The 21016-nt window shown below is 70.0% G+C and carries 21 protein-coding genes; 2 read left to right on the top strand and 19 right to left on the bottom strand.

Annotated features, from left to right (window positions below):
* Window positions 1–22 precede the first annotated feature (22 nt).
* The 9 genes from pyrF to ACTHL4_RS02330 form a co-directional block, all read right to left on the bottom strand.
* Entirely contained in the window at window positions 23–922 is a 900-nt protein-coding gene (gene pyrF, locus ACTHL4_RS02370) for an orotidine-5'-phosphate decarboxylase (protein ID WP_440281130.1), read from the bottom strand.
* Between the two features lie 8 nt (window positions 923–930).
* Window positions 931–4236 (bottom strand): carbamoyl-phosphate synthase large subunit, encoded by a 3306-nt coding sequence (carB, locus tag ACTHL4_RS02365; protein WP_440281129.1) that lies wholly within the window; start codon window positions 4234–4236, stop codon window positions 931–933.
* Window positions 4236–5417 carry a glutamine-hydrolyzing carbamoyl-phosphate synthase small subunit gene (gene carA / locus ACTHL4_RS02360; RefSeq protein WP_440281128.1) on the bottom strand — a complete coding sequence of 394 codons (1182 nt, stop codon included), beginning with the start codon at window positions 5415–5417 and terminating at the stop codon, window positions 4236–4238. The genes carB and carA overlap by 1 nt, the downstream gene beginning before the upstream one ends.
* 2 nt (window positions 5418–5419) lie before the next feature.
* Entirely contained in the window at window positions 5420–6760 is a 1341-nt protein-coding gene (locus tag ACTHL4_RS02355) for a dihydroorotase (RefSeq protein ID WP_440281127.1), read from the bottom strand.
* Complete coding sequence (locus ACTHL4_RS02350; protein ID WP_440281126.1) at window positions 6757–7680, bottom strand: aspartate carbamoyltransferase catalytic subunit; 924 nt, start codon at window positions 7678–7680, stop codon at window positions 6757–6759. The genes ACTHL4_RS02355 and ACTHL4_RS02350 overlap by 4 nt, the downstream gene beginning before the upstream one ends.
* The gene (gene pyrR, locus ACTHL4_RS02345) at window positions 7677–8258 is read right to left on the bottom strand and encodes a bifunctional pyr operon transcriptional regulator/uracil phosphoribosyltransferase PyrR (RefSeq protein ID WP_440281125.1); all 582 of its coding nucleotides are present in this window, start codon (window positions 8256–8258) and stop codon (window positions 7677–7679) included. Before pyrR ends, ACTHL4_RS02350 begins: the two co-directional genes overlap by 4 nt.
* Before the next feature lie 315 nt (window positions 8259–8573).
* Window positions 8574–9020, bottom strand: a complete 447-nt coding sequence (gene nusB / locus ACTHL4_RS02340) for a transcription antitermination factor NusB (RefSeq protein ID WP_440281124.1) — start codon at window positions 9018–9020, stop codon at window positions 8574–8576.
* Between the two features lie 2 nt (window positions 9021–9022).
* On the bottom strand, window positions 9023–9583 hold the full coding sequence (gene efp / locus ACTHL4_RS02335) for an elongation factor P (protein WP_440281123.1): 561 nt from the start codon (window positions 9581–9583) through the stop codon (window positions 9023–9025).
* A 147-nt stretch (window positions 9584–9730) separates the two neighbouring features.
* Window positions 9731–10243, bottom strand: coding sequence for an O-acetyl-ADP-ribose deacetylase (locus tag ACTHL4_RS02330; protein WP_440281122.1), 513 nt, complete (start codon window positions 10241–10243; stop codon window positions 9731–9733).
* A gap of 71 nt (window positions 10244–10314) precedes the next feature.
* Here ACTHL4_RS02330 and ACTHL4_RS02325 point away from each other — a divergent pair, with 71 nt between their 5' ends.
* Together ACTHL4_RS02325 and ACTHL4_RS02320 are read left to right on the top strand one after the other, a co-directional pair.
* Entirely contained in the window at window positions 10315–10437 is a 123-nt protein-coding gene (locus ACTHL4_RS02325) for a hypothetical protein (protein ID WP_440281121.1), read from the top strand.
* Entirely contained in the window at window positions 10421–10966 is a 546-nt protein-coding gene (locus ACTHL4_RS02320; protein ID WP_440281120.1) for a DUF418 domain-containing protein, read from the top strand. Before ACTHL4_RS02325 ends, ACTHL4_RS02320 begins: the two co-directional genes overlap by 17 nt.
* Window positions 10967–10975: 9 nt before the next feature.
* Here ACTHL4_RS02320 and aroB read toward each other — a convergent pair whose 3' ends face one another.
* From aroB to ACTHL4_RS02270, 10 genes are all read right to left on the bottom strand, one after another.
* On the bottom strand, window positions 10976–12073 hold the full coding sequence (aroB, locus tag ACTHL4_RS02315; protein ID WP_440281119.1) for a 3-dehydroquinate synthase: 1098 nt from the start codon (window positions 12071–12073) through the stop codon (window positions 10976–10978).
* On the bottom strand, window positions 12066–12581 hold the full coding sequence (locus ACTHL4_RS02310) for a shikimate kinase (protein WP_440281118.1): 516 nt from the start codon (window positions 12579–12581) through the stop codon (window positions 12066–12068). The genes aroB and ACTHL4_RS02310 overlap by 8 nt, the downstream gene beginning before the upstream one ends.
* A complete protein-coding gene (gene aroC, locus ACTHL4_RS02305) occupies window positions 12578–13792 on the bottom strand; it encodes a chorismate synthase (RefSeq protein WP_440281117.1) in 1215 nt (404 codons plus the stop codon). Before aroC ends, ACTHL4_RS02310 begins: the two co-directional genes overlap by 4 nt.
* Window positions 13793–13853: 61 nt before the next feature.
* Complete coding sequence (locus tag ACTHL4_RS02300) at window positions 13854–14741, bottom strand: shikimate dehydrogenase (RefSeq protein WP_440281116.1); 888 nt, start codon at window positions 14739–14741, stop codon at window positions 13854–13856.
* Window positions 14711–16045 carry an endolytic transglycosylase MltG gene (gene mltG, locus ACTHL4_RS02295; RefSeq protein WP_440281115.1) on the bottom strand — a complete coding sequence of 445 codons (1335 nt, stop codon included), beginning with the start codon at window positions 16043–16045 and terminating at the stop codon, window positions 14711–14713. The genes ACTHL4_RS02300 and mltG overlap by 31 nt, the downstream gene beginning before the upstream one ends.
* Window positions 16042–16548 carry a Holliday junction resolvase RuvX gene (gene ruvX, locus ACTHL4_RS02290; RefSeq protein ID WP_440281114.1) on the bottom strand — a complete coding sequence of 169 codons (507 nt, stop codon included), beginning with the start codon at window positions 16546–16548 and terminating at the stop codon, window positions 16042–16044. The genes mltG and ruvX overlap by 4 nt, the downstream gene beginning before the upstream one ends.
* A complete protein-coding gene (alaS, locus tag ACTHL4_RS02285; protein WP_440281113.1) occupies window positions 16545–19262 on the bottom strand; it encodes an alanine--tRNA ligase in 2718 nt (905 codons plus the stop codon). Before alaS ends, ruvX begins: the two co-directional genes overlap by 4 nt.
* A gap of 168 nt (window positions 19263–19430) precedes the next feature.
* Window positions 19431–19643, bottom strand: a complete 213-nt coding sequence (locus ACTHL4_RS02280) for a hypothetical protein (protein WP_440281112.1) — start codon at window positions 19641–19643, stop codon at window positions 19431–19433.
* Complete coding sequence (locus tag ACTHL4_RS02275; RefSeq protein ID WP_440281167.1) at window positions 19640–20020, bottom strand: DUF948 domain-containing protein; 381 nt, start codon at window positions 20018–20020, stop codon at window positions 19640–19642. The genes ACTHL4_RS02280 and ACTHL4_RS02275 overlap by 4 nt, the downstream gene beginning before the upstream one ends.
* A 169-nt stretch (window positions 20021–20189) precedes the next feature.
* Window positions 20190–21016, bottom strand: an 827-nt coding sequence (locus ACTHL4_RS02270; protein ID WP_440281111.1) for an ABC transporter ATP-binding protein, incomplete at its 5' end; no start/stop codon positions are given.

Below are 21016 nucleotides of genomic sequence, written 5' to 3'. Positions count from 1 at the left end.
GGCGCCGGTGGCCGGTCGCGCTTCAGTCCAGTGCGGCCGGCGGCCGCAGTGCGGCCGCCTGTTGCTTCACCTCGCGCAACGCCTGCCGCAGCGCCGCGACGTCGGGACCGGCCGACAGGACCGCGCGGGAGGTCGCGGGAAGCACCAGCCGGGCGGCCGGCCCGAACCCGCGTCCGATGTCACCGATCGTCGCGCCCTGGGCGCCCAGGCCGGGAGCCAGCAACGGTGCGCGTGATTGGGCGAGGCGTTCGGCCAGACCCAGGTCGGCGATGTCCTTGCCGACCGTCGCGCCGACCACCATGCCGACGTCTCCGTAGCTGTCGGCACGGGCCAGCGCATTGGCCTCGGCGACCTCGTCCACGATCGTGCCGCTGACGGTCTCCTCGCCCCACATCGCGTGCTGGACGTGCCCGGCCTCCGGGTTGGAGGTCATCGCCAGCACGAAGACGCCACGTCCGGTCCGTCGCGCCAGATCGAACGCCGGTGCCAGCGAACCGAACCCGAGGAACGGGCTGACCGTGATCGCGTCGGCCCGCAGCGGCGAGGCGTCGGACAGGTAGGCCTGCGCATAGGCCGCCATCGTCGAACCGATGTCGCCGCGTTTGACGTCCAGCAGGCTCAGCGTGCCCATCTCGCGCAGGCCGGCCAGCACGTCCTCGAGCATCTCGACGCCGGCTGCGCCGAACCGCTCGAAGAAGGCGCTCTGCGGTTTGACCAGCGCTGCCTGCCCGCCGAACGCCTCGACGGCGATCTCACAGAACTGCCGCAGTCCCTGGACGGTGTCGGGCAGCTGCCACGCCTCCAGCAGGGCGGCGTGCGGGTCGATTCCGACACATACGGATCCGAACCGGTCCACCGCCTCGCCGAGCCGGATGCCGAACGGGTCCAACGCTTTCGGCTGCTGGCCTGCACTGGTGCCCATGACGCTCCTCAGACCCGCCCGTAGAGGTCGAGGTCGCGTGCGTGATCCTGCAACGGCTTGACCTTGAACGGTCCGGCGAGTTGCGCCTCGATGCCCTGCACCGCCGCGGCCAACTGCTGCACCGTGGTGATGATCGGCCGGTCCATGCTGGTGGTCGCCGCGCGGATCGCGTAGCCGTCCTCGCGAGCACCCTGCCCGGACGGTGTGTTGACCACCATCGCCACGTCACCGTCCAGGATCCGGTCGACGATCGTGGGCTCCCCGTGCTCGCCGGTGCCGTCGCTGTGCTTGCGCACCACCTCGGCGGTGATTCCGTTGCGCCGCAGCACATCTGCCGTGCCGGTGGTGGCCAGGATGTGGAACCCGAGGTCGGCCAGCCGCTTCACCGGGAAGATCATCGCCCGCTTGTCACGGTTGGCAACCGAGACGAAGACCGAACCCTCGCGCGGCAGCCCGGTGATCGAGCTCAACTGGCTCTTGGCGAAAGCCGCGCCGAAGTCGTCGTCGAAGCCCATGACCTCGCCGGTGGAGCGCATCTCCGGGCCGAGCAGGCTGTCGACGACGTCGCCCTCGCGGGTGCGGAACCGCTTGAACGGCAGGACCGCCTCCTTGACGGCGATGGCGGAGTCGGCCGGCAACATCCCGCCGTCCCCGTGCGGCGGCAGCAGACCGTCGTCGCGCAACTGCTGGATCGACTCGCCCAGCATGACGCGAGCGGCCGCTTTCGACAACGGCACGCCGGTCGACTTGGCCACGAACGGAACCGTGCGGCTGGCGCGCGGATTGGCCTCCAGCACATAGAGCGTGTCGTGTGCCAGGGCGAACTGCACATTGATCAGGCCGCGTACGCCGACGCCCTCGGCCAGCGCCCGGGTGGAGGTGCGGACCCGCTCGATCTCCTCGGCACCGAGGGTCACCGGCGGCAGCGTGCACGCGGAGTCGCCGGAGTGGATGCCGGCCTCCTCGATGTGCTCCATGATGCCGCCGAGGTACATGTCGCTGCCGTCGAAGAGGGCGTCGACGTCGATCTCGACCGCGTCGTCGAGGAAGCGGTCGACCAGCACCGGGTGCTCGTGGGACGCGGTCGTCGCGCGGGTCACGTAGTCGGTGAGGGTCTCGTCGTCATACACGATCTCCATGCCGCGACCGCCCAGGACGTACGACGGACGGACGAGCACCGGATAGCCGATCTCGCGGGCGACCGCGAGCGCCTCGTCCACGCTGTATGCCGTGCCGTGCTTCGGCGACGGCAGTCCCGCCTCCGCCAGCACGCGACCGAACGCGCCGCGGTCCTCCGCCAGGTCGATCGCCTCCGGCGAGGTTCCGACGATGGGCACGCCGGCGTCCTTGAGGGACTGAGCCAGGCCGAGCGGGGTCTGTCCGCCCAGCTGCACGATGACACCGGCGACCGGACCGGCCTGCTGCTCGGCGTGGTAGACCTCGAGCACGTCCTCCAGCGTCAGCGGTTCGAAGTAGAGCCGCGTGGAGGTGTCGTAGTCGGTCGACACGGTCTCCGGGTTGCAGTTGACCATGATCGTGTCGAACCCCTTGTCCTGCAACGCGAACGACGCGTGCACACAGGAGTAGTCGAACTCCACACCCTGACCTATGCGGTTGGGGCCCGACCCCAGGATGATCACGGCGGGCCGCTCGCGCGGCTCCACCTCCGTCTCCTGGTCGTAACTGGAGTAGTAGTACGGCGTCTGCGCGGCGAATTCGGCCGCGCAGGTGTCGACCGTCTTGTAGACCGGGCGCACGCCGAGGGCGTAGCGCAGGCCGCGGACCACGGCCTCCGGCATCCGGGTCAGCTGCGCGATCTGCGCGTCGGAGAAGCCGTGCCGCTTGGCCAGCTTGAGCAGTTCGGGCGTCAACTGGTCGGCATCGGCGATGATGCCGGCCACCCGGTTGATCAGCTCGATCTGGTCGAGGAACCACGGGTCGATCTTGGTGCCCTCGAAGACCTCCTCGACACTGAGTCCGGCGCGAAGAGCCTGCTGCACCAGCACGATCCGTCCGTCGGTCGGGGTGCCGGCCTGCTCCAGCAGCGCCCGGCCCATCTCGCGGCTCGGTGCGTTGTCCGGGTCCCAGTGGAACGTCGCGCCGCTGCGCTCGAGCGACCGCAACGCCTTCTGCAGCGCCTCGGTGAAGTTGCGACCGATCGCCATCGCCTCGCCGACCGACTTCATGGTCGTGGTCAGCGTCGGGTCGGCGGCCGGGAACTTCTCGAAGGCGAACCGCGGCACCTTGACCACGACGTAGTCCAGCGTGGGCTCGAAGCTGGCCGGGGTCTCGCGGGTGATGTCGTTGGGCACCTCGTCGAGCGTGTAGCCGATCGCCATCTTTGCGGCGATCTTCGCGATCGGGAATCCGGTCGCTTTGGAGGCCAGGGCGGAGGAGCGCGACACGCGCGGGTTCATCTCGATGACGATCATCCGACCGTCCGTCGGGTCGATCGCGAACTGGATGTTGCAGCCGCCGGTCTCCACGCCGACCTCGCGGATGACCGCGATGCCGACGTCCCGCATCTTCTGGTATTCGCGGTCGGTGAGGGTCAGCGCCGGCGCCACCGTGATCGAGTCGCCGGTGTGCACGCCGACCGGATCGACGTTCTCGATCGAGCACACGACCACCACGTTGTCCGCGCGGTCCCGCATGACCTCCAGCTCGTACTCCTTCCAGCCCAGGATCGACTCCTCCAGGAGCACCTCGGTGGTGGGGCTGGCGTGCAGACCGGCGCCGGCGATGCGGCGCAGGTCGGTCTCATCGTACGCGAAGCCGGAGCCGAGACCGCCCATGGTGAACGACGGTCGCACGACCATCGGGTAGCCGAGTTCGTCTGCGGCAGCGAGGCATTCGTCCATCGTGTGGCAGATGATGGACTTGGCGGACTCGGCACCGCAGCGTTCGACGACTCCCTTGAACCGCTCGCGGTCCTCCCCCAGCTGGATCGCTTCGACGCTCGCGCCGATCAGCGGGCAGTCGTACTTCTCGAGCACTCCCGCGTCGTGCAGTGCGATGGCGGTGTTCAGCGCGGTCTGGCCGCCCAGCGTGGCCAGCACGGCGTCCGGGCGCTCCTTGGCGATGATCGTCTCCACGACCTCCGGCGTGATCGGCTCCACGTAGGTGGCGTCGGCGAACTCGGGGTCGGTCATGATCGTGGCCGGGTTGGAGTTGACCAGGATGACCCGCAGGCCCTCCTCGCGCAGCACCCGGCAGGCCTGGGTGCCTGAGTAGTCGAACTCGCAGGCCTGGCCGATCACGATCGGCCCGGACCCGATGACCAGCACGCTCTTGATGTCGTCCCGCTTCGGCATCAGTTGTTCTCCTTCGTAGCGTCGGTCGTGTGCTGTGCGAGCTGCTCGACGAACCGGTCGAAGAGGTATGCCGCGTCGTGCGGCCCCGCGGCCGCCTCGGGGTGGTATTGGACCGAGAAGGCGGGAATATCAAGGCACTCCAGCCCTTCGACCACGTCGTCGTTCAGGCAGATGTGCGACACGCGCACCCGGCCGTACTGCTCACCGGCGGGTGCCTGGACCGGCTCACCGTCGCGCGGCGCGTCGACCGCGAACCCGTGGTTGTGTGCGGTGACCTCCACCTTGTCGGTCGTGCGGTCGAGCACCGGCTGGTTGATGCCGCGGTGGCCGTACTTCAGCTTGTAGGTGCCGAAGCCGAGCGCCCGGCCGAGCAGCTGGTTGCCGAAACAGATGCCGAAGAAGGGGATCCGCGCCGCGAGGACTTGCCGCAGGACGTCGACCTGCGGTGCGGTCGCCGGATCACCCGGTCCGTTGGAGAAGAACACACCGTCGGGCTGGACGGCCCGGATCTGCTCGAAGGTGCTGTCCGCGGGCAGAACGTGGACCTCGATGCCGCGCTCGGCGAGCCGCTGCGGCGTCATCGCCTTGATCCCCAGGTCGACGGCGGCGACGGTGAAGCGCTGCTCCCCCTGTGCCGGCACGACATACGGCTCGGCCGTGCTGACCTCAGAGGCCAGCTCGGCGCCGCTCATCTGCGGCTGCTCGCGGACCCGCTGGGCGAGGATCTCGGCCGGCTCGTCGGTGCGGGAGAAGATGCCGACCCGCATGGCGCCGGCCTCGCGCAGGTGGCGGGTCAGGGCGCGCGTGTCGATGTCGCAGATGCCGACCACGCCCTGCTCGGACAGCTCGTCCTCGAGGGTGCGTTGTGCTCGCCAGTTGGAGGGGCGCAGTGCGGGGTCACGGACGACGTAGCCGCTGACCCAGATGCGCTTGGACTCCGAGTCCTCGTCGTTGACACCGGTGTTGCCCACGTGCGGTGCCGTCATCACGACCACCTGACGGTGGTAGCTGGGGTCGGTGAGGGTCTCCTGGTAGCCGGTCATGCCGGTCGAGAACACGGCCTCGCCGAAGGTCTCGCCGATCGCGCCGTAGGCCAGGCCGTCGAACGAAGTGCCGTCCTCGAGCACGAGGATCGCGCGGCCACGCCCGGTCAGCGGATCGATTGGATGAGTCTGGTTCATGGTCACTTCTGGGGTCCCCTCAAAGTATTGGAGCGACGAAGGAGCGGAAAACTTTGTGGGGCTTCCTCCTGGTCGAGTAGGGTCGGTCGGCCACGCAGGAAGGTGGCCTGCACCCGGCCGGTGAGCGTCATCTGGTGCCACGGGTTGTTGCGCGACAGCGAGCGGGAGTCGGCGCGGTCGATCTCCACAGCGGGAGTGGGGTCGATGAGGGTGATGTTGGCCGGTTCGCCCGCGGCGAGCGGCCGGCCGTGGCCGTCGAGTCCGGCGATGTGTGCGGGCGCGGTGGACATCACGGTGCCGACCTGCTGCCAGCTCATCAGCCCGGGCTGCACCATCACCGTGTTGACGACCTGCAGTGCCTGCTCCAGGCCCAGCATCCCGAATGCCGCCTCGGCGAACGCGTGCTCCTTGTCGTGCCGGGCATGGGGTGCGTGGTCGGTGGCGACCGCATCGATCGTGCCGTCGGCCAACGCTTTACGGAGTTCGGCGATGTCCTCGGTCGGCCGCAGCGGCGGATTGACCTTGAAGGTCGGGTCGTAGTCGCTGAGCCGCGTCGTGTCCAGCATCAGGTGGTGCGGCGTGACCTCCGCGGTCACCGCGATGCCCTGGGCCTTGGCCCAGCGGATCACCTCCACCGAGCCGGCGGTCGAGACGTGTGCGATGTGCACCCGCGAGCCGGTATGGCGGGCGAGCATCACGTCGCGAGCGACGATGACCTCCTCGGCGACACCGGGCCAGCCCGGCAGGCCGAGGCGCCCGGAGAGTTCGCCCTCGTGGCAACACGCGTTCGCATCGGCCAGGCGCGGCTCCTGGGCGTGCTGTGAGACCACGCCGCCGAACGCCTTGACGTATTCCAGCGCCCGGCGCATCAGCCGCGCGTCGTGCACACACTTGCCGTCGTCGGAGAAGACCCGCACGGCTGCGCGGCTGCGCGCCATCAGGCCGAGCTCGGCGAGCTCTTGTCCCGCAAGGCCTTTGGACACCGCGCCGATGGGTTGCACGTCGACCAGCCCGCACGAGCGGCCCAGGTCGAGCACTCGCTCCGCCGCCTCGGCGGTGTCCGTCACCGGAGTGGTGTTGGCCATCGCCAGCACGGCGGTGAAACCGGCCGCGGCGGCAGCTGCCGACCCGCTGGCCACCGTTTCGGCATCTTCGCGGCCGGGCTCGCGCAGGTGGGTGTGCATGTCGACCAGGCCCGGCAGGGCGATCAGTCCGTCCGCGTCGAGGACCGTGGCGTCGCCCGCGTCGACGGTGCCGACCTCGGCGATCACGCCGTCGCGCACCAGCAGGTCCTGGCGGCCGGTACCCAGCAGATCGGCGCCCTTGATCAGGTATGTCGTCATTCCGCCCCTCCTAGCAAGTGGTAGAGCACGCTCATCCGCACCGCGACACCGGCCGAGACCTGGTCGAGGATGAGCGAGCGGGCTTCGTCGGCGGCATCCGCAGTGATCTCGAGGCCGCGGTTCATCGGGCCGGGGTGACAGATCACGGCATGGTCCGGCAGGGCGCGCAGTCGGTCGCGGGTCAGCCCGTAGCCGACCGTGTATTCGCGCGGCGTCGGGAAGAACCCGCCCGTCATACGTTCTTTCTGGACCCGCAGCATCATCGCCGCGTCCAGTTTCGGCAGCACCTCATCGAAGTCGTAGGTGTACGAGAACCCTTCGGCAGCAGCCCACTCCGCGATGCCGCTGGGCATCAGCGTCGGCGGGGCGACCAGGGTGACCTCGGCGCCCAGGGTGCGCAACAGGATCAGGTTGCTGCGCACGACCCGGGAGTGCGTGAGGTCGCCGATGATGCCGATCCGCTTGCCGGCGAGATCACCGAGCCGGGTCTGCATGGTGTAGGCGTCCAGCAGCGCCTGCGTCGGGTGCTCGTGCGTGCCGTCGCCGGCGTTGACGACCGCGGCGTCGACCCAGTCGGTCACCTGCTGCGGCGCCCCACTCGCGTGGTGGCGTATGACGAGAGCGTCGACACCCATGGCGGCGACCGTCATGACGGTGTCGCGCAACGATTCGCCCTTGCTCACCGAGGAGCCCTTGGCGGACACGTTGATGACGTCGGCGGACAGCCACTTCCCGGCGATCTCGAACGACGAGCGCGTGCGGGTGGAGTCCTCGAAGAACAGGTTGACCACGGTGCGGCCGCGCAGCACCGGCAGCTTCTTGACTTCGCGTTGCTGCACGTCGTGCATCTGGGCGGCGGTCGTCAGGATCTGGGCGGCGTCCTCGCGGGTGAGGTCCGCCGCGGACAGCAGGTGCTTCATGCCGGCCCCTCTGCGATGCGTACTTCCTCGACACCGTCCGGGTCGGCCAGCCGGACACTGACCCGCTCGGACCGCGCAGTCGGGAGATTCTTGCCGACGTGATCGGCTCGGATCGGCAGCTCCCGGTGGCCTCGGTCCACCAGGACCGCCAGCCGCACCGCCTGCGGCCGGCCGAGGTCGCCGAGCGCGTCCAGCGCGGCGCGCACCGTGCGGCCGGAGTAGAGCACGTCGTCGACCAGGACGACGACCTTGCCGTCAACCCCGCCGTCGGGCACGGTCGTGGCGCCGACCGCGCGGGTCGGCTGGCTGCGCAGGTCGTCGCGGTACATCGTCACGTCGAGTGAGCCGACGGGCACCTCCGCGCCCTCGATCTCGCGCAACAGGGCGACGATCCGAGCTGCCAACGCCTCACCGCGGGTCGGGATGCCGAGGACCACCAGATCGTGCACGCCCTTGTTGTGCTCCACGATCTCGTGCGCGATGCGCCGCAGTGCGCGGGAGATGTCGGGTGCGGTGAGCACGATGCGGCCGGGCGGACCGGCCTCGGCCAGGGATGAACCAGAGTCAGGACGCTCCATGCGTCGGGACCTCCTTCGCCGCCTCACGGGACGGAATCGTTAAAGGATGTCGAACGGGGCAAGGGTACCGCTGCCCCTGATGTGGCCTGCATCACGTCCGCGCTTCGGCCCTCCGGTCGGCCCCGACCCGCCGCCGCACCGAAACCGCTACTGTCGCGACTTCCTCGCCGAACCAAGCAGGAACCGGCAAATGTCTCGCTACTGTCGCGACTTCCTCGTCGAACCAAGCAGGAACCGGCAAATGTCTCGCTACTGTCGCGACTTCCTCGCCGAACCAGGGGGACGGCGGTCGGCCCCGACCCGCCGCCGGCGCGGTCAGACCAGTGACTGGCGCACGGCGGCGATCTTGTCGAGCAGGCCGTTGACGAACTTCGGTGAGCTGTCGGTGGACAGCTCCTGGGCGAGCTTGACCGCCTCGGAGATCACGACCGGCGCGTCGACGCCGTCGCTCCACACCAGCTCCCAGGTCGCCGCACGCAACAATGACCGGTCGACGGCCGGCATCCGGTCCGGCGGCCAGTCGCTGGGGCTGTATGTCGTCAGCGCGTCGTTGATCGCGGCCCAGTGCTCGACCACGCCGCGCACGATCTGCACGGTGTAGACCGGCAGTGGCGTCTGGGTGGTCGGCACGTCGACGCGCTGATCGACCAGCTCACGGGCGTTGACGCCGCGTTGCTCGGCCTCGAAGAGCAGGTCGAGCGCCTTCTTGCGCGCCTTGCTGCGTGCGCCGCGGCGTGCGGTGGTGTCCGGCGTCGGAGACATTGTCAGCTGACGCGACCCAGGTAGGAGCCGTCCCGGGTGTCGACCTTGACCTTGGTGCCCTGCTCCAGGAAGAGCGGCACCTGGATCTCGGCGCCGGTCTCCAGCGTGGCCGGCTTGGTGCCGCCGGAGGAGCGGTCACCCTGCAGGCCCGGCTCGGTGTGACTGATCTCGAGCACCACCGATGCGGGCAGCTCGACATACAGGACGGTGCCGTCGTGCTGCGCGACGATCGCTTCCTGGTTCTCCAGCAGGTAGTCGGCGGCCTTGCCGACGGTGTCCGCGGGGATCGGCAGCTGGTCGTAGGTCTTGGTGTCCATGAAGATGTAGTCGGTGCCGTCGTTGTAGAGGTACTGCATGTCCGACCGGTCCACGTTGGCGGTCTCCACCTTCACGCCCGCGTTGAACGTCTTGTCCACGGTCTTGCCGGACAGGACGTTCTTCAGCTTGGTGCGCACGAACGCCGGGCCCTTGCCGGGCTTGACGTGCTGGAACTCGACCACTGACCAGAGCTGGTTGTCGATCTTGAGGACCAGACCGTTCTTCAGGTCGTTGGTGGATGCCACGTTTCGCTCTTCTCTTTCGGTGACCAGCGCTCAGGGCGCTCGGGACGTATGACGCGCCGCGCCACGAGCTGCCGGCATCAGGGCGTGCGGCAGCCGCTCGAAGCGGCGGGAGTGGCCCAGTCTAACGGTTTCGGGCGGTGTGCCGCGTCACGCGTCCTCCAGCGCCCGCCGGAAGGCCGCCAGGGCGTTCGGCGAGAACAGCGCGAAGGTGACCTCGCGCACGTTCGTCCGAGTCCGCCGGACCGTGCTGGTCGCGATCCGCGCGGCGTCATCCATCGGCCAGCCGTAGATGCCCGCGGACACCGCCGGGAAGGCGATGGTCGCGGCGCCCAACTCGTCGGCAACCCGCAACGACTCCCGGTAACAACTGGCCAGCAGCGCCGAGCGGTCCTGCCGGGTGCTGAACACCGGGCCGACCGTGTGGATGACCCACCGCGCGGGCAGCGTGCCTGCCGTCGTGGCGATCGCCTGCCCGGTGGGCAATCCGTCGGGCAACCGCGTCTCCCGCAGCTGCCGGCAGGCGTCCAGGATCGCCCGGCCTCCTGCCCGGTGAATCGCACCGTCGACTCCGCCGCCACCCATCAGTGAGGAGTTCGCCGCGTTGACAATGGCATCCACGGTCACCGTGGTGATATCGGCTCGGACGGCGCTGACTTCCACACGCGCCACGCTACGCCGCACCGGGCGTCATCGGGCCCGACCGGGTGGCTCCTCCGGCATACTCGCTCATCGTGAGTACCGTCAGCCGCCCGGCGCAGCGTGACCTGGGTCTGGACGCGGCCCGCGGCGTCGCCATCGCGGCCATGGTCATCGCGCACGCCGGCCCACTGGTTGCGCGTGTACGTCCTGAGTGACTCGCACTACCGGCTGACCGGATTGCTGCCGCTCTTCCTCCTGGGCGCCGTCCTCGGCCGGGTCGGGCACACCACGGCGCGAACCCAGCGGGCAACCGCCGCCCTCGGCCTGCTCGCCGGGTGCGGCTGGCTGGTCGGCAAGGCGCTGCACTGGAGCACCGATCCGGGCCGATGGGTGGACAATACCCACGACGTCGCCCTGAGCGCGCTGGTCTTCGCCGCTGTGTGCGCCGCGGCGGGCGCACCCGCGCTGCTGGGCGTTGTGTCGCGCGCCGTGCTGCGCCCCGTCGCCGTGATCGGCACCGTCGCGTTGTCGACCTACGCACTGCAGTTCGTGCTGCTCGTGCTGCTGGTCCGGCACGGGCCGGCCTGGTTGCCGTTCGGGTGGCGACCGGCCGCCGTGTTCGTCGCGGCGTGCCTGCTGGTCAGCTGGTGGTGGGCGCGGCTGGTCGGCACGGGGCCGCTGGAGTGGGCACTCGGGGCGCTCAGCGGTCGTGCGCTGCTGCAGCGGCAGCCGGCACGCGGCTGACCGCTGCGGTCATCGCCGTATGGCGTCGAACGCCTCCCGCAGCATTCTCTCGTCCGGCCCGACGAGCCGCGTCGGGGCACCGACGGCGGTGAGGGCCACGAAGCGCAGCGTCGAACCGCGGGTCTTCTTGTCCCGTCCCATCGCGGCACGCAGTGCCCTCCAGCGTGCGTCCACGTCACCGGTGACGGCGTATGACGTGGGCAGTCCCACTCGGTCCAGTGCGGCCCGATGCCGTTCGACCAGCGCGTCGTCGATCAGGCCGGCCCGGCGGGAGAGCTCGGCGACATACATCATGCCGACGGCGACGGCGTCCCCGTGCCGCCAGCGGAAGCCGGAGACCTGCTCCACGGCGTGCGCGAAGGTGTGCCCGTAGTTGAGGATCTCCCGCAGCCCGGCCTCGCGCAGGTCGGCGCCGACGACGTCGGCCTTGACCCGGACGGCCCGGGCGATCAGCTCGGGCAGCACGGCGCCGGACACGTCCGTGGCCGCGACCGGGTCGGCCGCGAGCCGCAGGATGTGCTCGTCCGCGATGAACCCGCACTTGATCACCTCGGCGAGCCCGGCGACCAGGTCCTCGCCGGGCAGGGTGCGCAGCAGGTCGAGGTCGCAGATCACCGCGGCGGGCGGGTGGAACGAGCCGACGAGGTTCTTGCCCTCGGGGATGTTGATGCCGGTCTTGCCGCCGACGGCCGCGTCCACCATGCCGAGCACCGTGGACGGCACCTGTACCACCGGCACGCCGCGCAGCCAGGTCGCGGCGACGAAGCCGCCGAGGTCGGTGGTCGCGCCGCCACCGAGCGCGATGACGGCGTCCGAGCGGGTGAACCCGGATTCGGCCAGCACGGACCAGAGACGGACCGCGACGTCGGCGGTCTTGGCGGCCTCCGCATCCGGCAACGCCTGCACGACCGGTCGCCGGCCCGCGGCCGTCGCGGCGGCTGCGATGCGGTCGGCCGCACCGGCCAGCACCGGGGCGTGCACGATCAGCACGCGCTCGGCGGCCTCGGGCACCCGCGCGCTCACCTGGTCGAGCACGCCGTGGCCGATGATCACCTCGTAGTCACCGTGCTGGTCGTCGGCGACCCGGATCACCTCGGGCTCACTCATGACCGGACCCGGCCACCAGGGCCACCACCTCGGCGGCGACCTCCTGCGCCGACCGCCCGTCGGTGTCGACCACCCAGGTCGCCAATCGCTCGTAGGTCGGCCGGCGCTGGGCCATCATCCGCGTCCAGGCGGCCCGTGGGTTCACCGCGAGCAGGGGGCGTGCCGTCGAGAACCCGACCCGGCCTGCAGCGTCGGCGATCGTGACGTCGAGGAAGACCACCGGCAGCGATTCCAGCAGCGTGGCGGTGGCCGGAGTCATCGGCGCTCCCCCGCCGACGGCGACGACGCCGCTGCCGGTCACCGCCCGCGCCACCGCGTCGGCCTCCAGCTCGCGGAAGTGCGCCTCGCCGTGTTCGACGAAGATGTCCGAGATCGCTTGGCCCTGCTCGGTCTCCACCAACTCGTCGGTGTCGGTGAAGTCGGCGCCCATCTGTTGGGCGACCAGTCGTCCGACGGTGCTCTTGCCGGCGCCGGGCGGCCCGATGATGACGACTGCCGGCGCGTTCATCGCTGCAACTCCGGGATGGCAGCGAGGTATGCCGCATGGTTGCGTGCCACTTCGGCGACGCTGTCGCCGCCGAACTTCTCCAGCGCCTCCTTGGCCAGCACCAGGGCGACCATCGCCTCGGCGACCACCCCGGCAGCCGGCACGGCACACACGTCCGAACGCTGATGTATGGCGGTGGCCTCCTCGCCGGTCGCGACGTCCACCGTCTTCAGCGCCCGCGGCACCGTCGAGATCGGTTTCATCGCCGCACGGACCCGCAGCACCTCACCGGTCGACATGCCGCCCTCGGTGCCGCCGGCCCGGTTGGTCTCCCGACGGATCCGGCCGTCCTCCCGCACGATCTCGTCGTGCGCGGCGGACCCGCGGCGCGCAGCGGTGCGGAAACCGTCGCCGACCTCGACTCCCTTGATCGCCTGGATGCCCATCAGTGCGCCGGCCAGCTGTGCGTCCAGCCGCCGGTCGCCGTGCACGTGCGACCCGAGACCCGGCGGCACGCCATACGCCAGCATCTCCACGATCCCGCCGAGGGTGTCACCGTCCTTCTTGGCCACGTCGATGACCTCGACCATCCGGCGAGACGCGTCCGTGTCGAGGGAGCGCACCGGATCCGCGTCCAGCGCAGCCACGTCGTCCGGGCCCGGCAGCGGAGCCTCGTCGGACACCTCTTCGCCACCGATGGCGACGGTGTGCGACACCAGCCGGACGCCGAGGGCCTGCTCCAGGAAGGCCGCGGCCACCCGGCCGAGGGCGACGCGGGCCGCGGTCTCCCGGGCGGAGGCCCGTTCCAGCACCGGACGCGCCTCGTCGAAGCCGTACTTCTGCATGCCGACCAGATCCGCGTGACCCGGCCGCGGCCGGGTGAGCGGACGGTTGCGAGCCAGCTCGCCGGATGCGCCGACATCCGCGGCGGCCGCGAGCGCCTCCGGGTGGATCGCCTCCGTGCTCATGACGGCCTGCCACTTGGGCCATTCGGTGTTGGCGATGGTGATCGCGACCGGCGAGCCGAGCGTGCAGCCGTGCCGGACGCCGCCGGTGAACGAGACCTCGTCCTGCTCGAACTTCATCCGCGCGCCGCGGCCGTACCCGAGCCGGCGCCGCGCCAGCGCGTCGGCGAGGTCGGCGGCACCGATGGTGATCCCGGCGGGCAGGCCGTCGATCACGGCGGTGAGTTGCGGCCCGTGCGATTCGCCTGCAGTCAACCAACGAAGCATGTCGCTGATCTTTTCATGTGGTCGGAACGGCCGGTATGCCGCGCCGTATGGCGAGAAGGGCTCAGCTGAGTGCAGCCGAGCGGCCCGCGCGTTGCATGACGTCCAGCGGCGCCGGCGTGCCGGTCATCAACTCGAACTGTGCCGCACCCTGATGGATCAGCATCTCGATCCCGGGCACGATGCGAGCACCGTATGCCGCGGTCGTCGCCGCGAGCGCGGTGGGCCACCCGGCATACACGACGTCGAGCAGGACCTGGCCGGGGGCGATCGTGGCCCCGGCGGAGGCTGCTGCCGCCACCGCGTCGGCGAGCGCGTCGGCGGCACCCGCCGGCACCGTGCTGACCACCAGCGGCGCCTGCAGCACCGCCGCGGCACCGTCCCGGGGGCCGCCCGACTCCCCTACTGTCACGATCCGGAACCCGTGGTCGCGTGCCTGCGCCAGGGTGGACGCGCGCACGTCACGGCGTACGACGAAGACGACCTCCGGCACGCCGAGTTCGGCCAGTGCCGCCAGCGCCGACCGCGCGGTGGCGCCGGATCCGACGACCACGGCCTGCGGCACCGTGCCGGCCCGGACGCCGGCGTCCCGCAGCGCCTCACGGATGCCGGCCACATCGGTGTTCTCGCCGTGCCAGCCGCGCCCGTCCCGCAACAGCGTGTTGACCGCGCCGGTGCGCCGCGCCACGTCGCTGGAGCTGTCGGCGATCAGCAGTGCCTCCTCCTTCAGCGGCATTGTCAGCGACAGGCCGCGCCAGGTCGGCCCCAGTCCGGAGACGAGTTCCCGCAAGGAGGCGGTGTCGCACTCTCGTATGTCGTAGGACCAGTCCGTCATACCGAGCGCTGCGTAGGCGGCGCGGTGCAGCACCGGTGACATCGAGTGGGCGATCGGCTTGCCCAGGACTGCGGCGCGATGCCGGGTCAGCACTTGCCCGGATGTTTCTGACACCACGCGTGGAACACCTGCTCGTTCTGCTGTTGTTCGGCATAGGTGTCGGCGAAGAGGGTCTTGCCCGTCTCCGGGTTCACCGTCACGAAGTAGAGCCAGTTGCCGTTCGCCGGGTGCAGCGCGGCCTTGATCGCGGCCAGACCCGGGTTGTTGATCGGCGTGGGCGGCAGCCCGGTGTTGAGATAGGAGTTGTACGGCCCTTTCCTGGCGCGTTCCTGGTCCGTCGTGGTGATGGTGCCGCGCTTCTTCTCGGCGTAATGGATCGTCGAGTCCAGCTGCAACGGCATGCCCTTGGTCACGCGGTTCTGGATGACCCGGGCGACCTTCGGTCCGTCCTCGGCCAGCCGGGACTCGGCCTCGACCAGCGACGCGACCACCATCACCTCGTGGAGTCGGTTCTGCGGGATGTGCAGGGGTGCGATCTTCTTGCGCCATTCGTCGGCCATCGTCTGCAGCTGTTGCTGCGCGGTGGATCCCTTGGCGAAGTTGTAGGTCGACGGGAAGAGGTAACCCTCGAGGTGTCCTGTGGCGGCGGCCGGCAGGCCGATCGACTGCGCGGTGACCTTCTGGTAGTCGGCGACCGGGACACCGGTCTGCTTGGACAGCAACTGGAAGATCTGACGCGCCCACAGGCCCTCGGGGACCGTGATGCCGGTGCTTTGGAAGCTCTTGGGGTCCAGCATCATGGCCAGCGCGGACTGCGCGCTCATCTTCTCGTGCAGCGTGTAGCGGCCCGGCTGGATCCGCCCGAAGTCGCGGCTGGTCGACGCCGCCTGCACGAACGCCGCCGAGGACTTGACCACGCCGGCCTTGAGCAAGGTCTGGGCGATCGCCGTCCCGGTGTCCCCTTCCTTGACCACGATGGTCACCGAACCGCTGCCCGTGCCGGTGTAGTCCGGAACGCCCTTGCTCATCCCCGGCAGGCTGATCCGGCCGACCTTGCTGGCCGCGTAACCCGCGCCGGCCAGCACCAGCACCATGAGGAGCACCAGCAGCAGGCACGAGCGGCCCGCGCGGCGCCTGCGGTGACGCTGCTGTTCCTCGTACGACGTGTGCCGGTCGGGCCCGCCGTGGTCGTCCTCGCTGGCCCAGTCGTGGAAGCCGGTCCACCCGTCGTCCGCCACGGACACCGCGACGAACTCGGTCGTCTCGTCCTGGGAGGGGTCCGGTTGCCGGCGGGCGGACCGGGTCGGCGCCGCCGGACCGCTGCTTTGGCCCGCGGCGGCCTGCCGGGCCCGGTCGCGTGCTTCACGGCGCGTGCGCGGAGCGGGATCGTCCGCGGACGTCCCGTCGGGAGAAGTGTTCACCGTGACCTTTCCGTGTCGGTTCGGGAGCGCGAGTGCCGTGGCTTGCGTCCGCCGACGAGTTCTCCGGCAGGTTGGCCGGAAACGCGCTCCGCGTCAAGCGCGGCCTGCAGGATCAGCACGGCGGCCTGCTGGTCGACCACCTCGCGCCGCTGCCTCGACCGCAGCCCACTGGCCTGCATGGCGCGGTGCGCGTCGACGGTGGTCATCCGCTCGTCGACGAGCCGCACCGCGAGCCCGGGCGCCCGACGCCGCAACGCCTTCGCCCACCCGCGGGCGGCATCGGCAGCAGCGTGCTCGCGCCCGTCCAGGGACAACGGCAGACCCACCACCACCTCGATCGCGGCACGGTCGGCGGACAACTCGGCCACTTCCTGTATGTCGGACTCGTCGCCCGCTCGCCGCAGGGTCCGGACCGGCGTCGCGAGCACGCCGTCCGGGTCGCACGCGGCGACGCCGACGCGGACACTGCCCACGTCGACGCCGATCCGGACCCCGTGCCTCACCGGACTCCAGTGAGGTTGTGCAGTTGTCCCTCGACCGCTTCGAGCGCCGCGCCGACGGCCGACGCGTCGGTGCCGCCGCCCTGGGCGATGTCCGGCTTGCCACCCCCGCCACCACCGAGCACCCCGGCCGCCGTGCGCACCAGGTCGCCGGCCCTGATGCCGCGGTCCCGGGCGGCGGCATTGGTAGCGACGACGATCAGCGGCCGGCCCTTGGCCGCTCCGGTCACCGCGACGACGGAGGGGTGCTCGTCACCGAGACGGCTGCGCAGCCCGGTGACCAGGGACCGGACCTCGTCCGCACCCAGGTCGCCACCGTCGTGGGTCAGCACCCGCACACCGCCGATGTCGGAGGCGCCGGCGAGCAGTTCCCCGGCCTGCGCCTGCAACTGCTGCTGCCGCAGCGTCGCGATCTCCCGCTCGGCCGTCTTGACCCGGGTGAGGAGTTCCTCGACCCGTTCGCGCAACTCGCCCGGCTGTGCCTTGACCAGTCGCCCGAGCTCCGCGACGATCGCGCGTTCCTTGGCCAGGTAGCGCAGCGCCTCCATGCCGACGAACGCTTCGACGCGGCACACGCCGGAGCCGACGGACGACTCGCCCGTGAGGGTCAGGGCGCCGACCTGCGAGGAGTGTGCGACGTGCGTGCCACCGCAGAGCTCGCGGGACCAGGGTCCGCCGATCTCGATGACCCGGACCTGCTCGTCATACGTCTCGCCGAACAGTGCCAGCGCGCCCCACTCGCGGGCTTCGGGCAATGTCATGTACTGCGAGGAGACCGGCAGGTCCTGGCGCACCGCGAGGTTGGCGACCTCCTCGATCTCCGAGCGGGTCTCCGCCGACAGCGCGCTGTTCCAGGCGAAGTCGAGCCGCAGGTAGCCCGGCTTGTTGTACGAGCCGCTCTGCAGCGCCGACGGGCCGAGCACCTGCCGCAGCGCCGCGTGCACCACGTGGGTGCCCGAGTGCGCCTGGCAGGCCGAGATGCGCCAGTCGGGGTCGACCTGCGCCTCCACCTGTTCACCGACCTTGACCTCACCGGTCGCCACCTCGACGGTGTGCACGACCAAGCCCTTGACCGGCCGCTGGACATCGAGCACGCGCAACCGGCCGGTCGGGGTGGTGATGAAGCCCTCGTCGGCGATCTGACCGCCGGACTCGGCGTAGAACGTGGTCCGGTCCAGCACGACCTGGCCGGTCGCGCCCTGCTCGAGCCCGTCGACCCGTTGCCCGTCCGAGACGAGGCCGACGACCGTGCCTTCGGTCGAGAGGGCCTGATAGGCCTGCCAATCGGTCGCTCCGAGCTCGCGCAGTTCCTTCCAGATCTCGGTGTGCGCGTGCCCGCTCTTCTTCGCCTTGGCGTCCGCCTTGGCTCGCTCGCGCTGCTCGGTCATCAACCGGACGAAGCCCTCACGGTCGACGGCGACGCCTTGCTCGGCGGCCATCTCGAGGGTCAGGTCGATCGGGAAGCCGTAGGTGTCGTGCAGCGCGAACGCCTCCGACCCGGGCAGGGTCGGCGTGCTGCTGCCGCCCAGCGCCGCCGAGGACTGCTTCGCCTTGGTCACCGCGGTGTCCAGGATCGTGGTGCCCTGGTCGAGCGTGCGCCGGAAGGCGTCCTCCTCGCCGTACGCGATCTGGCTGATCCGGCCGAAATCGGTTTCCAGCTCCGGGTAGGAGGCCTTCATCCGGTCCAGGCTGACGGGCAGCAACTGCGGCAGCACCTTGTCGCCGTAGCCGAGCAACCGCATGGCACGCACCGCACGGCGCAGCATGCGCCGCAGCACGTAGCCGCGCCCCTCGTTGCCCGGCGTGACGCCGTCGCCGATCAGCATCAGCGAGGACCGCACGTGGTCAGCGACGACCCGCAGGTGCACGTCGTCCGGGTGACTGGAGGTGGCCGCGTGGCCGGAGTGCGCGCCGTAGACCTTGCCGGTCATCTGGGCGGCCTTGGCCAGCACCGGGTAGACCTCGTCGATCTCGTAGAGGTTGTCCTTGCCCTGCAGCAGGGTCGCCATACGTTCCAGGCCCATGCCGGTGTCGATGTTGCGCTTGGGCAACGGACCGGCGACGTCGAAGTCCGGCTTGCTGCGGACCGCCGAGAGCTCCTCCTGCATGAACACGAGGTTCCAGAACTCCATGTAACGGTCCTCGTCGACCGCCGGCCCACCGTCCTGGCCGTATTCGGACCCGCGGTCGTAGAACAGTTCGGAGCTCGGGCCGCCGGGACCGGGCACACCCATGTGCCAGTAGTTGTCGTTGGCGTCCCGGCGGGTGATGCGGTCGGTGGGTATGCCGATCTGCTCGTGCCAGATCGCGAACGCCTCGTCGTCGTCGATGTAGACCGTCGGCCAGATCCGCTCCGGGTCCAGGCCGTAACCGCCCTCGTCGACGGAGGCGGTGATCAGGCCCCAGGCCAGTCGGATGGCGCCTTCCTTGAAGTAGTCGCCGAAGCTGAAGTTGCCGTTCATCTGGAAGAACGTGCCGTGCCGGGACGTCTTGCCGACCTCTTCGATGTCGCCGGTGCGGACGCACTTCTGCACGCTGGTGGCGCGGTCCCACGGCGGCGTCTGCTGGCCCAGGAAGTAGGGCTTGAACGGCACCATGCCGGCGTTGACGAACAGCAGGTTGGGGTCGTCGTAGATCAAGGGGGCGGAAGGCACCACGGTGTGCTTGTTCCGTTCGAAGTAGTCCAGCCAGCGTCGGCGGATCTCCGCGGTTTCCATCATCAATTCCTTTACGTCTCACATCGTCGGTCGAGGAGCGACTGGGTCACGTCGGTCGAGTAGGGCGAGCCCGTGTCGAGATCATGTGTCCGATGGACTTGACCTCGACACGCTCGGTCGTCGCTGCTCGATCAGCGTGGACTGGGCAAACTGGTCGAAGGCGGGGCCTTACCGGCCCTCGATAGCTCGCGCGCCGTCGATCCGCTCGCCCGGCAGTGTCAGCCGGGTGTCGGCTGCCAGCACCTCGCGCAGTTGCGCCTCGCGCAGCGCCATACCGCGGCGGACGTCGGCCCGGAACCGCGTCGCCTCTTCACGACCCGCGCGGCGACCGGCGAACGCCACGCCGGCGGCCACCAGAACGGCGGGGACCCACCACTTCATCTGCGGTCACCCATGGTGTTCGACGGCTTCACCCGCCGCGACTCGACCGCGGACCGCACCCCGTAGGAGAAGGCCGCAAGCTTGATCAGCGGACGCCCCACGGTCGCCGTCGCGACCGAGGTCAACGCGCTCACATTGGTGGTCATGGTCGCGACGTTGGAGGAGATCGTGTCCAGCCGGGCCACCTGCTGACCGGTCGCGGCAACGGTGTCGGTCACTTCGCGCAACAACGGCACGGTCTCGTCGGTGATCTCGCGGACCCCCGCGCGCGTCTCGTCCAGCACCTTGCCGGCCTTGCCGATCACCGCGCCCATGCGCAGCACGAGCACGACGAACGCCAGTGCGGCGATCATCCCGGCCAGGTCCCCCAGGGACACGTTCATGAGTGCTCTTCCATGATTGCTGTCCAGCGTACCGAACCGGACCGCCCTCTCCGGCATACCTGCCGGGCCGGCGGCATCCGGCACACGACGACGGCCCCGTCCCACCCGGTGGTGGGACGGGGCCGTCAGACGATCACTTCCGGCTCACGGTGGGGCCGGCCGGTCAGGAAGCGTCCGCCTCCACGACCAGGTCCGGCTTCACCTCGGGGAAGTGGCAGGCGATCGTGTGCGCGGGTTTGCCTTCCTCCGGCTCGAGCAGCGGCTCCTCGGCGGCGCAGATCTCCTGCGCCTTCCAGCAACGGGTCCGGAACCGGCAGCCGCTCGGCGGGTCGATCGGGCTGGGCACGTCGCCGATCAGCCGGATGCGTTCGTTCGGCACCGCGCCCCGGACCACGTTGAGGTCAGGAGCCGCCGACAGCAGCGCCTGGGTGTAGGGGTGTTGCGGCTTCTCGTAGATGTCCTCGCGGTCGCCGAGTTCGACGACCTTGCCGAGATACATGACGGCGATGCGGTCGCAGAAGTGGCGGACGATGCCGAGGTCGTGCGCGATGAAGACGAAGGCGATGCCCAGGTCACGGCGCAGCTGGCTCATGAGGTTCAGGACCTGCGCCTGGATCGACACGTCGAGCGCGGACACCGGCTCGTCGGCCACGACGACCTTCGGTTCCACCGCCAGTGCGCGGGCGATGCCGATGCGCTGGCGCTGTCCGCCGGAGAACTCGTTCGGATAACGATTGACGTGCTCGGGGTTCAGCCCGACGGTCTCCAGCAGCTCCTGCACCCGGGCCTTGATCTTGTTCTTCGGCACGATGCCATGGATCTCCAGCGGCGCACCGATGATCTTCAGCACGGTGAACCGCGGGTTCAGCGACCCGTAGGGGTCCTGGAAGATCATCTGGATGTCCCGGCGCATCGGCCGGAGCGCCTTCTCCTTGAGGTCGGCAATCTCACGTCCCTCGAACTCGATCGAGCCGGAGGTGGGTTCCAGCA

This window comes from Flexivirga sp., assembly GCF_051955415.1.
Lineage (GTDB): Bacteria > Actinomycetota > Actinomycetes > Actinomycetales > Dermatophilaceae > Flexivirga.
Note: the sequence above shows the minus strand (reverse complement) of the source record. Positions and strands in the feature narration are given on the sequence as shown.

Coding starts and splice junctions, on each gene's coding strand:
- ACTHL4_RS02355 (WP_440281127.1), bottom strand. CDS start 6,760: ATGACGACATACCTGATCAAGGGCGCCGATCTGCTGGGTACCGGCCGC.
- alaS (WP_440281113.1), bottom strand. CDS start 19,262: ATGGAAACCGCGGAGATCCGCCGACGCTGGCTGGACTACTTCGAACGG.
- pyrR (WP_440281125.1), bottom strand. CDS start 8,258: ATGGAGCGTCCTGACTCTGGTTCATCCCTGGCCGAGGCCGGTCCGCCC.
- nusB (WP_440281124.1), bottom strand. CDS start 9,020: ATGTCTCCGACGCCGGACACCACCGCACGCCGCGGCGCACGCAGCAAG.
- ACTHL4_RS02310 (WP_440281118.1), bottom strand. CDS start 12,581: ATGAACGCGCCGGCAGTCGTCATCATCGGGCCGCCCGGCGCCGGCAAG.
- carB (WP_440281129.1), bottom strand. CDS start 4,236: ATGCCGAAGCGGGACGACATCAAGAGCGTGCTGGTCATCGGGTCCGGG.
- aroC (WP_440281117.1), bottom strand. CDS start 13,792: ATGCTTCGTTGGTTGACTGCAGGCGAATCGCACGGGCCGCAACTCACC.
- pyrF (WP_440281130.1), bottom strand. CDS start 922: ATGGGCACCAGTGCAGGCCAGCAGCCGAAAGCGTTGGACCCGTTCGGC.
- ACTHL4_RS02350 (WP_440281126.1), bottom strand. CDS start 7,680: ATGAAGCACCTGCTGTCCGCGGCGGACCTCACCCGCGAGGACGCCGCC.
- aroB (WP_440281119.1), bottom strand. CDS start 12,073: ATGAGTGAGCCCGAGGTGATCCGGGTCGCCGACGACCAGCACGGTGAC.
- ACTHL4_RS02280 (WP_440281112.1), bottom strand. CDS start 19,643: ATGAAGTGGTGGGTCCCCGCCGTTCTGGTGGCCGCCGGCGTGGCGTTC.
- carA (WP_440281128.1), bottom strand. CDS start 5,417: ATGAACCAGACTCATCCAATCGATCCGCTGACCGGGCGTGGCCGCGCG.